General features: G+C 69.2%; 14 protein-coding genes. 5 read left to right on the forward strand and 9 right to left on the reverse strand.

Annotation, left to right across the window (positions count from 1 at the left end; all coding sequences use genetic code 11):
* The 5 genes from ABH937_RS27050 to ABH937_RS27070 all read right to left on the reverse strand — a co-directional run.
* Positions 1–1,291: DUF2637 domain-containing protein (locus tag ABH937_RS27050; protein ID WP_370219765.1), on the reverse strand; the 1,291-nt coding region annotated here is incomplete at its 3' end.
* Positions 1,288–1,824: a WhiB family transcriptional regulator gene (locus ABH937_RS27055; RefSeq protein WP_370219766.1), complete on the reverse strand. Its 537-nt coding sequence runs from the start codon at positions 1,822–1,824 to the stop codon at positions 1,288–1,290. The genes ABH937_RS27050 and ABH937_RS27055, both read right to left, overlap by 4 nt.
* A gap of 122 nt (positions 1,825–1,946) precedes the next feature.
* A complete protein-coding gene (locus tag ABH937_RS27060; RefSeq protein ID WP_370219767.1) occupies positions 1,947–2,627 on the reverse strand; it encodes an ATP-binding protein in 681 nt (226 codons plus the stop codon).
* A gap of 2 nt (positions 2,628–2,629) precedes the next feature.
* On the reverse strand, positions 2,630–3,586 hold the full coding sequence (locus tag ABH937_RS27065; RefSeq protein ID WP_370219768.1) for a hypothetical protein: 957 nt from the start codon (positions 3,584–3,586) through the stop codon (positions 2,630–2,632).
* Between the two features lie 2 nt (positions 3,587–3,588).
* Positions 3,589–3,951: a hypothetical protein gene (locus ABH937_RS27070; RefSeq protein WP_280667049.1), complete on the reverse strand. Its 363-nt coding sequence runs from the start codon at positions 3,949–3,951 to the stop codon at positions 3,589–3,591.
* Positions 3,952–4,953: 1,002 nt separating this feature from the next.
* Between ABH937_RS27070 and ABH937_RS27075 the strand changes: the two genes are divergently transcribed.
* A complete protein-coding gene (locus ABH937_RS27075; RefSeq protein WP_280667050.1) occupies positions 4,954–5,793 on the forward strand; it encodes a helix-turn-helix transcriptional regulator in 840 nt (279 codons plus the stop codon).
* A gap of 50 nt (positions 5,794–5,843) precedes the next feature.
* Positions 5,844–6,248, forward strand: a complete 405-nt coding sequence (locus ABH937_RS27080; protein ID WP_370219769.1) for a hypothetical protein — start codon at positions 5,844–5,846, stop codon at positions 6,246–6,248.
* 69 nt (positions 6,249–6,317) lie between these two features.
* Here ABH937_RS27080 and ABH937_RS27085 read toward each other — a convergent pair whose 3' ends face one another.
* On the reverse strand, positions 6,318–7,253 hold the full coding sequence (locus ABH937_RS27085; RefSeq protein ID WP_370219770.1) for a hypothetical protein: 936 nt from the start codon (positions 7,251–7,253) through the stop codon (positions 6,318–6,320).
* 211 nt (positions 7,254–7,464) lie between these two features.
* The gene (locus ABH937_RS27090) at positions 7,465–7,998 is read right to left on the reverse strand and encodes a kinase (protein WP_370219771.1); all 534 of its coding nucleotides are present in this window, start codon (positions 7,996–7,998) and stop codon (positions 7,465–7,467) included.
* Positions 7,999–8,218: 220 nt separating this feature from the next.
* Here ABH937_RS27090 and ABH937_RS27095 point away from each other — a divergent pair, with 220 nt between their 5' ends.
* A complete protein-coding gene (locus ABH937_RS27095) occupies positions 8,219–8,857 on the forward strand; it encodes a hypothetical protein (RefSeq protein ID WP_370219772.1) in 639 nt (212 codons plus the stop codon).
* A 19-nt stretch (positions 8,858–8,876) separates the two neighbouring features.
* Here ABH937_RS27095 and ABH937_RS27100 read toward each other — a convergent pair whose 3' ends face one another.
* Positions 8,877–9,062, reverse strand: coding sequence for a hypothetical protein (locus tag ABH937_RS27100; RefSeq protein ID WP_370219773.1), 186 nt, complete (start codon positions 9,060–9,062; stop codon positions 8,877–8,879).
* Between the two features lie 175 nt (positions 9,063–9,237).
* On the opposite strand from ABH937_RS27100, the gene ABH937_RS27105 reads away from it, so the two are divergent.
* Both ABH937_RS27105 and xerC read left to right on the forward strand, forming a co-directional pair.
* Positions 9,238–9,888, forward strand: a complete 651-nt coding sequence (locus ABH937_RS27105) for a helix-turn-helix domain-containing protein (protein WP_370219774.1) — start codon at positions 9,238–9,240, stop codon at positions 9,886–9,888.
* Positions 9,885–11,393 (forward strand): tyrosine recombinase XerC, encoded by a 1,509-nt coding sequence (gene xerC, locus ABH937_RS27110; protein ID WP_370219775.1) that lies wholly within the window; start codon positions 9,885–9,887, stop codon positions 11,391–11,393. Before ABH937_RS27105 ends, xerC begins: the two co-directional genes overlap by 4 nt.
* A gap of 92 nt (positions 11,394–11,485) precedes the next feature.
* On the opposite strand, the gene ABH937_RS27115 is transcribed toward xerC, so the two are convergent.
* A complete protein-coding gene (locus tag ABH937_RS27115; RefSeq protein WP_370219776.1) occupies positions 11,486–12,214 on the reverse strand; it encodes an HAD family hydrolase in 729 nt (242 codons plus the stop codon).
* Between the last annotated feature and the right edge of the window lies 1 nt (position 12,215).

Genomic DNA, 12,215 nt, shown 5'->3' on the forward strand with positions numbered 1-12,215 from the left:
GGACGGTCCCCGTCCCCACCGCCACAGCGGTCCCCGTCGGCGCCACGGTCCCCGTCCGTACCGGCGGGACGGTCCCCGGACTCGGTACAGTCCCGGCCCCCGACTGCGGGACCGTCCCCGTCCCCAGAGGTGGGACGGTCCCCGTCCCCACCGCCACAGCGGTCCCCGTCGGCGCCACGGTCCCCGTCCGTACCGGCGGGACGGTCCCCGGACTCGGTACAGTCCCGACCCCCGACTGCGGGACCGTCCCCGTCCCCAGAGGTGGGACGGTCCCCGTCCGTACCGGCGGAACGGTCCCCGGACTCGGTACAGTCCCGGCCCCCGGAGGCAGAACGGTCCCCACGCCTGCACCCACCACGGTCCCGCCCAGAGTCCCGGCCGCAGACCGAACGGTCCCTTGGCCCGGCGTAGTCGCCGTCCCCGACGGCGGCACGGTCCCCGTCCCCGTTGTGGTGCTCGGTCCCGTCCCCGCCAGCCCGGCGCCCCCAGGTCCGCTGCCAGGAACGGTCCCCAGCCCGGTCCCCGACAGCGGGGCGCTCCCGAGAACGGTCCCGGTCCCCGACGGCCCTGTGATGCCCGGTGCGGTCCCCGTCCCCGGCGGCGGCGCGATCGAGGTCCCTCCTCCGGTTTGCAGTGCCGGAGGCGTTGGCGGGGCAGGTGTCCCGAACGGCAGTTCGGGCGCTGCCCGGTCCGCTGCCTTCAAGTGGTCGCGGCTGACGTTACGGTCCCGACCAGCTTCGAGCGTCATCGTGCGGCGCGTTCGGAACAGCCAAGCGCGGGCCGTCCCCGAACGGTGCTGAACGTCACGCTCGCCTGTGGGCTCCGCTGCTACCTCCCCTTCCGACCGGTTCCCACGCTTGGGAGCGTGACGGGCCATGACGATGTAGAGATGAACCGCACCGCCGAGGGCGAGTGGTGCCAGGGTGCTCAGGAACCCGACGGCCGTGTTCGGCAGCCGCAGCCCCTGATTGAGGCTGGTTTGTTCGTTGAGACGGACGGCGTGCAGGGCGTTGGCCCAGATGCTGGTGGAGGTGGCCCCCGTGAAGAGGGACCAGGCATAGGCGCGGGCCGGCCAGGGAGCCTCACGCAGGACGAGGAGGGCGCGGACACCATAGGCGATGAATCCGTCGATGACCGCCGGGAAGAGGTAGGTGAGGGGTCCTCGGACGTGCATGGCCACGGCCATCTGCTGCAGCGCGTCGTAGGACAGGACCGCTCCGACCGTGCCGAGTATGCCGATGGCTGCGGCGTCCCAGCCGGAGATCTGGCGTGTGGTGTCGTCCTGGCTCACGCGGCCACCGCCGTCAGCGCGGTGAGCTGCTCGGCCATCCGCCGTTCGTCGGGGTACGCCGTCGGATTGGCCGCCAGCCTGGGCCGGACGTCGCGCATCCGCTCGAGGGCGTACTTGCGCGAGATCCCGAGTGTGGGGGCCCAGAGCTGGGCTGGGGTGCCGGTCAGCGTTGCGACGATGACGACCGACTCGCGTTCCTTGGTGGACAGGTGTACGTATTCGCCGTCGAGGGCGGCGAGTACGCGCTGTTCCTCGGTGCGGTCGTTGTCGCCCTCTTCGTGCTGGAGGTGGCGCTCAGCCTCGGTGAGGCCACCGCGGATGCCGTGTCGGTCGCCCCGTTCCAGCGCGTCCGTGAGGCATTCACTCGCCACGGGGCAGCCGGCGCACACGCGCTTGGCTTCGGCGATGTGTCGCAGGCCGCGTGGCAACGGGTAGAAGGTGTCGGGCTCGGGGTGGCCGGCGCAGGCCGCGCGGGTCATCCAGACCGGGTCCGGCATCCGGTTGTGGGCAGGGGTCAGCTCAGTGACGGTCAAGGTGGTGCTTTCGTGTCGTCCTGCGGGCACGGCGACGGGGCGGCTCGCGCAGGGCTGGGAGAGGAGCGTTCGGTGGTGTGGCCGCAGGCGGCGGCGAGGCCGGGTGCGGCGCCGGGGGTAGTTCAGGCGGCCGTGGGCGGGCGGCGGCGATCTTCGCCGGCCAGCAGGACCCGGCGGCTCATCTCGCGCAGGCGTGAGGCGACCCGGTCGCCGACGGCACCTCGGAGGTCCGAGGTGGCCAGGTTGCTCGTCACCAGGGTCGGCAGGCGGTGCACGTAGCGGTGGTTGATCAGCCGCCAGGTCAGGTCCTCGGTGAACTCCGAGGACTTGCCTGCGCCCAGTTCGTCCAGCAGCAGCAGCGGGGTGTCCGCCAGTTCCCGGAATTCCTTCTCGGCGTCGAAGTTGGGGCGCGGGCGCATGAGGGCGTGCAGGTCGGGGCTGGTGATGGCCCGCCAGCGCAGGCGCACGCCCTCGGCGAGCAGGAGTCGGATCGCGCCGTACGCCTGGTACGTCTTGCCGGTGCCGGTCGGGCCGACCAGCATCAGCGAGGTCGCCTGGGCGATACCCGGCTGGCCGGCCGGGCCGCGGCGGGCGGCCCGCTTGACCTCGTCCACCCAGGCGACGACCTGGGGGTGGTCGGCGAGGGCGTCCTGGTAGAGGGCCGGGATGCGGGCGGCGGCCAACTCCAGTGCCAGCAGACGGTCCTGCGGCTCGGGGTGCATCTCGGCCAGCCGGTCGGGGTCGAGGTTGCGGCGCAGGAGGATGCGGCGCAGGACGCCGTCGACGCGCTTGGGGTCTGCCATGGTCACAGCTCCTCGGCGTAGGCGTCGGCGGTCGGGTTGGTCCACGCCTGGTGGCGTGGCGCACCGCGGGTCGTCCCCTGGGCGCCGGCGGTGCCGTTGAGGGCCTCGTTGACCATGTCAGGCAGGAGAGCGGGGCTCTTCGGGTTGGCGTGGTAGCGCAGCAGGCCGGCCCAGATCTCGTCCGGGGTGAAGCCGTCGGCCAGGAGGTCCTTGGTCTCCTTGCCGAGGCGGGCGAGGGTCTTGCTCGCCGGGCGCCTCGCGCAGAGCTTCACGTACTGGGCCACGAGACGATCAGCAGAGGGAGCCAGGGGCGCGGCGAAGCCGTCCCCGTTAGGGGTAGATCCAGGATCCTTGATCCTGGATCCAGGCACGAGCTTCTCCCGAGGACTCCGGAGAGGTTCCAGAGACAGGCTCTGACCTGTGGTTTTATCCGTTTCAGGTACTGCGGGTCGCTCCTCGACGCTTCGGTGCTCCTCCGCGCGGATCAGGACCTGGGGCGTCGCCCCGGTGGGGGTGTCCGCGGACAGCGGGCGGTTTTCCGTCGGCCTCCGGAAGTTCTCCGGAGCCGGGCCAGTGCAGTGCTTCTGCTTGCAACCGCCGCACTCCTGGGCGACCTGGTGCTCGGGGCAGGCCGGGAGCCTGGACGCGGCGGGGTGGGAGATCTTCTGGTGCTTGTCCCAGGTGACGATGTGCAGGTAGCGCTTGCCGTCGCAGCCGGTGTACCGGCAGACCAGGTTCCGCTCGGCGAGATGACGGAGGTCGTCCTCGACCCCTTCCGGGGTCTGCTCGGTCCGGGTGATCCACAGAGTGCCGTAGATGATGCGGGCGTTGTCTCGGTGGCGGCCCCGGTCGTCGGCCTGGGTGAACAGGCCGAGGAAGGTACGTTCGGCGGTCAGAGACACGGAAGCCACGTCGTCGGAGTTGAAGAACTCCGGCTTGACAGTACGGATGCGGGACACGGTCAGCACCCCACCGCGTCCGCGAGGGGCACGGCAGCGAGCATGCCGGTGGCCAGGTCGAGTTCGTGGGCGTGCCGCCAGTCCACGCGGGGGAACTCCGCCGCGATCCAGCGGGCGAAGGCCCTTCTTGTTCGCAGCTTGAGCGGGACGTAGGTATCGGTACTGTCGAAGGCTTGCGCTGTGAACGGGCTTCCGGGGCCGGATATCGTGATGCGCATCACGTGAGCGCCCGGTGCCATCGCCCGCAGGCATTCGGCCAGCGACGTTGCAGTATGTGCGTCGAGAACGGCTTCGTTTCGGGGCAGCACGGCGGATTCGCCGACCACCTCAGCCCCGTCTCTGACTGTACGCAGAGGCGTAGACATGTAACACTCCTCATAGCTAGGAGCAGGTCGGCGTCGCTCGTCCAAAAGTTCAGCCGGTCTGCTTCAGGTGTGATTCCGTGCCTTTCAGGGCGCGCGCGACGTGGCGTCTGGGAGTTCCAGCTCCCAGGCGCCGTTGTCGTGTTCGGCACTGACGACGACGGGTACGACGTACGCTGTCTGTTCTTCTCTCCTGCCGTGGGGCCCGTTCTTCTGGCAACCGGGCGCACGAGCCATCCGATCACCCGGTCGGCCGTTCACCAAAAAATCAACCGACTCGCAGAGTCACGGTTTGATCACGCCGATTCCTGGGCGGTAGGCGGCGCCTGCGCCTGGGTCGTCCAGCCGCAGGCGGACGTGACGCCCTGCAGTCGCGCCGGCTTCGTGCGCCGCCCGGCGCGCAGGTCCGTGTATCGACCAGCGGCCCCCTGGCGGAACTGCCGCCGAGATGCGCTCAGCAGCCAGTGCGGTGCCCACCACTTCCCCCTCCTCGTGTAGCCAACTGCCCTGTCGCATATCCGACCTGATGGGGCGCCCGACAGGCGGCACCGCCCAGGATGAGGCACCCAGGGACGGCAGCGGATATGCACCCGCTCACCCAGGACACCTTCAATGCTGTGGAATCCGTCACCCTGGAAATCCCCAGAGAGTTGATTCGCCGTGACTCTAAGCACCCGCCACCTAAACCGTCAAGAAATCTTGAAAGTGGCATAGACCTCTTGAGGAAATTATCAACAGCACATTTTCCAGACGGCTCGTCAGATATCTTCAAGTCGCCACATCTGCAAGCATTCCGACGCGACGTCAGGGACTCGAATAGGGCCACCCACAACGGGTGCAATGGATGCAGGCTCGGCAATGTCTCAATTCGGGTCGATTGTCTACGCGCGTCACCCGGCAAACGAGTTCCGGCACATTACTTCCGGCAAACGCTTGCCGGTCGAACTAATCCGCAAGCAGTTAGGCTGGTTCCGAAATTGCAAGGCCGCTCAAAGGTGACTTCCCGTGCAGACCAACCGACGCCAAGACGACCCCGCCTCCACGCCAGCCGAGGAGCTGATGGGGCTGGCGGGCCTCCTGCGCGCCTGGCGCATCGCCGCCGGCGAGCGCCTGGGCCTTGGGAAGCCCCTGTCGCAGGCCGAGGTCGCGATGACCGCCGGCATGAGCGAGCGGTGGTACCGCGAGCTCGAGCGCGGGGCCGCGTCCCGTCTGGACCGCAAGACCATCGAGCAGCTGGCCGAGGCACTTCTTCTGGGGGAGGAAGAAAGATTGACCCTTTACTACTACACGCTCGGCAGCGCGCCGCTGCAGAAGAGCAACCCGCTCGGCGACAGCCCCGCACACGCAGCGCTCCAGCTGCTCCTGCAGCAGCAGTCGCCGCGGCCCGCCTACCTGAGCGACCTCACGTGGAACATCGTCGGCTACAACCAGGCCATGGCCGATTGGTTCCCCTGGGTGCTCGAGCCCGGCGCGAATCTCATCCGCTGGGGGCTGCTCTCTGAGGAAGCCCGCACGCAGCTGGTCGGCTGGGAGGGCCACGCACGGATCTACCTGGCCATGATCCGCCAGGCCCTCGCCCGCCTGCCGAAGGACCTGGCCTTGAGCGCGCTGCTGGCCGAGGTCCTCAAGGACCCGATCTGCCAGACGTACTGGAACGAGGGGCCGATGGTCGTGAGCCATCGCGATGGCCATCACTTCCGGCTGGACATCCCGCGGTTCGAGGCGGAGATCGACGTGGTCTCCCAGGTCCTCGTCCCGGCCACGTATCCCGACCTACGGTTCGTCGTCATCTCCTACCTCGGCAGTGAGCAGGATCCGCAGGCGTCGGAAAGCAAGCCGTCATGACGCTCGAACGCACCGTTGCCCTTCCCGCCCCTCGACCTCACGAGAACGCCATGCACCTTGCCTCTCCGATAACCCTGCAGCCCTACGGAACCGTGCCGACGCTCGACGACGCCATGGAACTGGCCGGGCCGGGTGCCCTGCACCTGGCCGACCTCAGCCGCCAGCTCGGCTCTGGCCGGCAGCTGGTTCTCGCGCTGGACACCCGCACCGTGTTCTGGGCCGACGAGCAGCCCGACGGCCAGTGGATCGTCGAGGAACTGACGGCAGATCAAGCCCTGCTGCGACTGCCGGCCCGGTGCGGCCACGAGGCTCCGCACGAGTACCGGCTGCTGCTGCGCGCCACGCTTGACCAGCGCTCCAGCACACTGCCCGGCCACATCGACCAGCTGATCCGCGACTGCCAGGACCGCATCGCTCACCTGAGCGCGGTCAGGGAGGAGCTGGTCTCGGCCTGATAGCTAACTCGCCAGGCTGTGGTGCTGGTGCCGCGCAGGGGACGGCACCATCGGCACGGCCTGGCGAGGTTATGCCGCGTTCGGCAGGGTGTCTCCCTTGGCCGAGCGCAGCGCCGCCCTGACCAGGGCCATGCCGCGCGGCGTGGCCGCCGCACCGCCGCCGACCTGGACCATGGGCGTGCCAAGGCCCGCACAGGCCCGGCAGATGCCCGGCTGCGACACCGGGTCGTGGCACTTCGCGCACTCCAGCTGCGGCGCCGCCAGCTTCACGGGCTCGGGGGCGGGCGGCATCTTGCGGGTCAGGCGGTCGCGCAGCACGCCTGCGGCCGAGTACATCTGCGCAGGTAGGCCCGGCAGCAGGGCGCCGGCGAGGTCCGCCTGCGAGCTGCCCCGCTCGAGCCACTGCGCCACCAGCGGCGCCAGTTCGAACGCCTCGACCGCCCCCAGGCGAAGGCGCGGCTCGGGCCGGATCACCCGGAACAGCAGGGCGACCGCCTCGCGGGTCTGGGCATCGGCCGCGATTGGCGTGGCCAGCGGAGTCTCTTGCCCGCCCTCCTTCCCCTCGGTCTCGGGCTCGGTGCCGCCTCGCGGCACCTGACCCTGCGACGAGCTTGGGAGGGAAGGTTCTTTCTCAAGTTCCTTTACAGGAAGGGTGTCAGCGGGAGCGGGTGTCGCCTGGCCGGATCCCGGACGGGGGACACCCGGTATCGCCAGCTGCGAGACGTCGAAGACGTGCGCCTCAGAGCGCATCGTGCCGTCCGCCATCCGGACCTTGTCGACCCGGTAGTACCCGGCCTCGGTCAGCTCCTTCAGCGCCTTGCGGATCGCCCCGCGCCCCTGCGGGCTCGAGTCGGCCATGTGCCGGCCGTCCTCCCGCCAGCCGTCCTGGCGAGAGAGCAGGTCGGCCAGCAGGCCGCGGGCGGTGTAGCTCAGACGGCGGTCCTGCAGAATGCCGTTGGGCAGGACCGTGAAATGGCAGGGGTGTTCGCTACGATGAACACGCATGTGGAGTGACCGCTCCTCGTGCTGCAGGACCCCCGGCGGTGTTGACGCACCGCCGGGGCCTCATGATCTATTGGGACGACGGACCGTAGCACATCCCTTGCCCCAATGGGATCGTTCGACCAGAGACCTTGATCACATACCCTTGTGGAGGTCGTGCCGTCGTTCGGTCGCGCGCCCGGTGGATCGGCGTCGGCCTGAGCAGCCCGCGGAATCAGCGCCCCTGCGACCGGGTGGCGAGGCCGGCGGCGGCGAGCACCCGCCGCACCGTGGCCTCCAGTGCGCTGCCGTGGCCGACGACTTCCTCCGGGACATCGCCGAGCAGGTCCCCCGGTCGGTACCAGCCCGCCATGTCGTCGGGGCTGAACTCGGCAGCCTGCGGCCGGGTCGAATGCCGGCGCACGGTCTCCTCGAACGGCACGTCCAGGTAGAAGAAGCAGCTGCGGCCCGCATGATCGTCCCGCAGAGCGCGGAGCATCGGACCGTAGTGGTCGGCGTAGAGCAGCCCCTCCACGATCACGTGGTACCCAACGTTGAGGGAGTAGCGGGCTACCGTGTCGATCAGGCCGATGTTCGCACCGCCCGGTACGTCACGCTCCCGCAGGACCACCCGGCGAAGGTTGTCCTGCCCCACGATGGCGACGCCCCGCCCGTAGGCGGCCCGGATCGCGGCGGCCACGGTGCTCTTGCCAGCGCCGGAGCTTCCGCGGATCACAATCAACCGCGTCTGGTCTGATCCCGTTGGCACCGGAACAGGCTACCGGCCCAGGCGTGTTGGCCGTGTCGGAACGGCCGACGGCCGGACGGGCAATCCGCCGGCCATGACCGCCTCCCTCGAGCGCAGACCCACCGCGTCGGGGCGGACCACCAGCACGTGAGGCGCCGCCGCATCGAAGACCTGGCCTTCTCGCATCACTCGAACGTGGCCGGGCTCCCGATCGTCGCACGGGCGGGCCTAGGCTGGGCGTGTGGCAGACGTGAGGAACACTGCGGAGTTCAAGGCTCTGGCAGCGCAGACCACCGCCGTGCTGCTGACGCGAGGGCTTGAGGTTGAGCCGGTGGCGCTGCACAACGTGGTCGCCCACATGGTCGACGTGGTCGCCACGGGCTTGGGGATCCAGCCGCGGTCGGCACTGCGGTACGTCGAGCCGGAGACGGTCGCGGACAAGATTGCCGAGGCTGCCGCGCACGACACCGCGGGCTCAGAGTCGGTCGATGGAGTCCGCCCGGTCCGCGTCGACGACCGGAAGGTCTCGATGCCGCGGTGGATTCCGGGGCACCAGGTGATGGCGCTCGCCCAGGCCGCCAAGTACGCCGCGGTCAACGGCGACTCCCGCTCGATGGCCCACGCACTCGACCTGCTCACCGAGGTAGGCGCCGCAGCGGTGGCCGACCCCGACAGTGACCGCATCGAGATCCCCGTCGGCCTGCTCGACGAGGCCGCCGAGATCATCGACAGCGTCGCGGCGCGGATCGAGGACGCTGGCTGGAGCCTGTGCCCGTGCGGCGAAGAGCACGAGCAGAGCGCGCTGGACGTGAAGGTGGCCGGCACGTTCCGCCGTGACGCGGATCTCGCCCGCAAGCTGCGGGCGCAGGCCGACCAATGATCGTCATTCCGCCCAGCCGTCACGCCGCCTGATCTTCGACCTGCTCCGACCGCACCTGCGCCGCCTGGATGCCCAGGACCCGCAGCAGGTCCGCCTTGATCACACGGTACTCGCCGCCAACCCTCAGCACCTGGCACGGATAGCGGCCGGCTGCCGCCAGCCGGTAGCCGGTGTTCCGGCTCAGGGACAGCAGCTCGTTGGCCACCTTCAGGGTGATCGCCGGCGGCAGTGCATCGAGCGCCCCTTGGGAGTAGTCCGGCAGGGCGTGGGGCTCAGCCGATGCATTCACAGCACGTTCCGATCGTCTCAGTATGTTCTCTCTGCGAGAACTTCTATCACACATGCTGTGAATGCATGGAGAGCAGAGCTATCATTCATTCATGACAACCGACGGATGGCTCGCCGATCTCACCGCCCGCATCGCGGCCGAGGTGAGGAAACACCGCAACCACCTGGGCATGACCGGCCCCGAGGTCGCCGAGGCATGCGGCCGCCTGGGAGTGCCGCTCCCCAACAACATGATCGCCAACCTGGAATCAGGCCGCAGGGGCTCGCTGAAGCTCGAGGAGCTGCTCGTCCTGGCGAAGGTTCTCAAGGTGCCACCGGTCAGCCTGATCTTCCCCCTGGACGACCGGCCCACCGTCGAGTTGCTCCCCGAGATGGACGTGCCGTCCTGGGAGGCTGCCTCCTGGTTCACCGGAGAGGAACAGCTCACGACCGCCGCACCCGCCGGAAGCCCGCGGGCCGCCCTGGACGCCTTCCGCGAGCACCAGGTCGCGGTGGAGACCGCCCTGCTCTCCACCGAGCAAGCCGTCACCCGCCGGCTCCAGGCACCAAGGGCCCGCAACCCCGAGATCGCGGCCCAGCTCATCAGGCAGGCAGAGGAATTCGAGCGGATCGCCTCCCGGGACTACGACGTCCTCAAAGCCACCCGCGACCAACTCCGCGCCCAGGGCCTGCGCCCTGCACCGCTCCCCGACGAACTGGACTTCGTCGACGACCCCGACGACAAGGAGAACGCCACCCCTTGAACGGCTCCATCACCCGCCGCTGCGGCTGCCGCAACCCCCAGACCGGTGCCCACTACAACGCCTCCTGCCCCAAGTTGACCGACCGCGAGCACGGCACCTGGACCGTGCGGCAGGAGCTGCACCCGGACGGGGACGGCAAGAGGCGGACCTTCCGCCGCTCCGGCTTCAAGACCGAACCGGACGCCCAGAAGGAAATGGACACGGTGCGCGCGCTGCTCGCGCTCGCCGACGAGGACAACCCGCAAGACTCCATCGCGATCAGCGACATGATCGCGGCGTGCGCCAAGTCCAAGACGAACCTGCCGACCGCCGAGGAGGTCGCACGCCGGTTCAAGGCCGGCCAGGCGCTCAACAGCAGGATGTCCATCGCCGAGTGGCTGGACCTGTGGCTGGCGGGCAAGAAGAAGCTGCGCCCCACGGGCAAGACCCGATACGAGATGGACATCCGCGTCCACCTCAAGCCGCACATCGGCGGCATACGCCTCGACCGGCTCTGCGTCCAGCACCTCGACCAGATGTTCACCGCGATCGACGACCGCAACGAGGAGATCCTGGAGCAGAACGCCCAACGCCGCCAGGCCCTCAACGACCTCAAGGAGATCCGCGATCGGGCCGCCCGCCGCGTCGCCCGCGAGGCTATCGCCCAGATGCCGCCCTTCCGACGCGTCACCGGCCCCTCCACACAGCAGCACATCCGTGCCACGCTGCGAACCGCCCTCAACGCCGCCATCGCCCAGCAGTACATCGACTTCAACGCCGCCGAACACGTCGAGGTCACCTCGGCCGTCAAGCCCAAAGCGCTGGTCTGGACACCCGAACACGTCGCCCACTGGAAGAAGACCGGAGAGAAACCCTCCCCGGTAATGGTCTGGACCCCCGCGCAGACCGGCACCTTCCTGGACTCGGTGGCCAACGACCGCCTGTACGCCCTCTGGCACCTGATCACCTTCCGCGGCCTGCGCCGAGGCGAAGGCTGCGGAGCCCGCTGGACCGCCCTCGCCAAATCGAGCAACACGCTCAGCGTCGCCTCCCAACTCGTCCAAAACGGCTGGGAGGTCCTCGAGGGCGCTCCGAAGACGAACAGCGGCATCCGCACCGTCGCGCTCGACCCGGAGAGCATGGAGGTACTGCGCCAGCACGAGCTGCGCCAGAAGGCCGACCGGCTCCGTTTCGGCCCGGCCTGGGTCGACACCGGGCTCATCTTCACCATGGAAGACGGCACCTGGCTCCACCCCGGCAAGATCTCCGACCGCTTCGCCCGACTCGTCGCCGACGCCGGACTCCCCCCGATCCGCCTCCACGACCTCCGCCACGGCGCGGCCACCCTCGCCCTCGCCGCCGGCATCGACATCAAGGTCGTCTCCGAAATGCTCGGCCACAGCGACACCCGCGTCACCCTGAACATCTACCAGTCCGTCCTACCCGAGATGGCCCACGACGCCGCCGAGGCCGTCGTCCGCCTCGTTCCGCGACGCGGCAAGCCCGCCGCGGGCGAATCCTCCTGAGTAGCCGGGCGGGACTGTCCGAGACAGTCCCGCCCGAGGGACCACGGTTCTACCGCCGCCCCCTGCTGGAGTACTAGGGTGTCGCGCTTGGGCTACCTGCGGCTGCTGCGGAAGCAACAAACGTCTACGGCGCGCATGCCGGCAGCCTGCGCTGCTTGCATGCCTTCGGGCGAGTCTTCGTAGACCAGGCAGTGTGCAGGTTCGACGCCGAGGCGGTTCGCTGCCAGGAGGAACAGGCCCGGGTCTGGTTTGCCGCGCGAGGCGTCCTCTCCGGTGACGATGTCATCGAACAGTGGTCGAAGGCCGGTGGCGTCGAGGCCGGCCTGGACCGCTCTGCGGGCGCCGCCCGAGGCGACGGCCAGGGGAAGACGGCCGTACAGGGATTCGGCGAGTTGGACCACCGCCTTGTAGGACTTCAAGCCAGCGATCTTGTCGAGGATGGTCTCCAGACACAGGGCGACGACTTCGTCCACCGGCACGGTGACGTCTGTTGTGGTGGCAAGTTCGGTGATCAGCTCCGCGCCCGAGGTGCCTATCCGGGCCGTGTAGAACGACTCGTCCATGGTGAGCCCCCAGTTGGCGCATGCGTGGGAAAGGCCCTGGAAGTTGAGCGGGTGGCTGTCGACGAGCGTTCCGTCCCAGTCGAAGAGAACCGCTTCGTAGCGGTCCAGGTCTGGGGGCGGGTTTCCGTGGTCGCAGGTCCCAGGTGAGGGGCAGGTGCTGTCCGGCGATGAAGGGGTGCGGACCGCCTCGGGCACGGTGCTGAAGGCAGACGGGCCGGTCGGTGTGCTGGTGCGGTCGCGGCGGGGATATGCCTGCATG

This window comes from Kitasatospora sp. GAS1066B, from assembly GCF_041262605.1.
GTDB lineage: Bacteria > Actinomycetota > Actinomycetes > Streptomycetales > Streptomycetaceae > Kitasatospora.

Bases quoted from the DNA above. Each gene is read 5' to 3' on its own strand.
- ABH937_RS27060 (WP_370219767.1), bottom strand. From the start codon at position 2,627: ATGGCAGACCCCAAGCGCGTCGACGGCGTCCTGCGCCGCATCCTCCTG.
- ABH937_RS27105 (WP_370219774.1), top strand. From the start codon at position 9,238: ATGACAACCGACGGATGGCTCGCCGATCTCACCGCCCGCATCGCGGCC.
- ABH937_RS27115 (WP_370219776.1), bottom strand. From the start codon at position 12,214: ATGCAGGCATATCCCCGCCGCGACCGCACCAGCACACCGACCGGCCCG.
- ABH937_RS27080 (WP_370219769.1), top strand. From the start codon at position 5,844: ATGCACCTTGCCTCTCCGATAACCCTGCAGCCCTACGGAACCGTGCCG.
- ABH937_RS27085 (WP_370219770.1), bottom strand. From the start codon at position 7,253: ATGCGTGTTCATCGTAGCGAACACCCCTGCCATTTCACGGTCCTGCCC.
- ABH937_RS27070 (WP_280667049.1), bottom strand. From the start codon at position 3,951: ATGTCTACGCCTCTGCGTACAGTCAGAGACGGGGCTGAGGTGGTCGGC.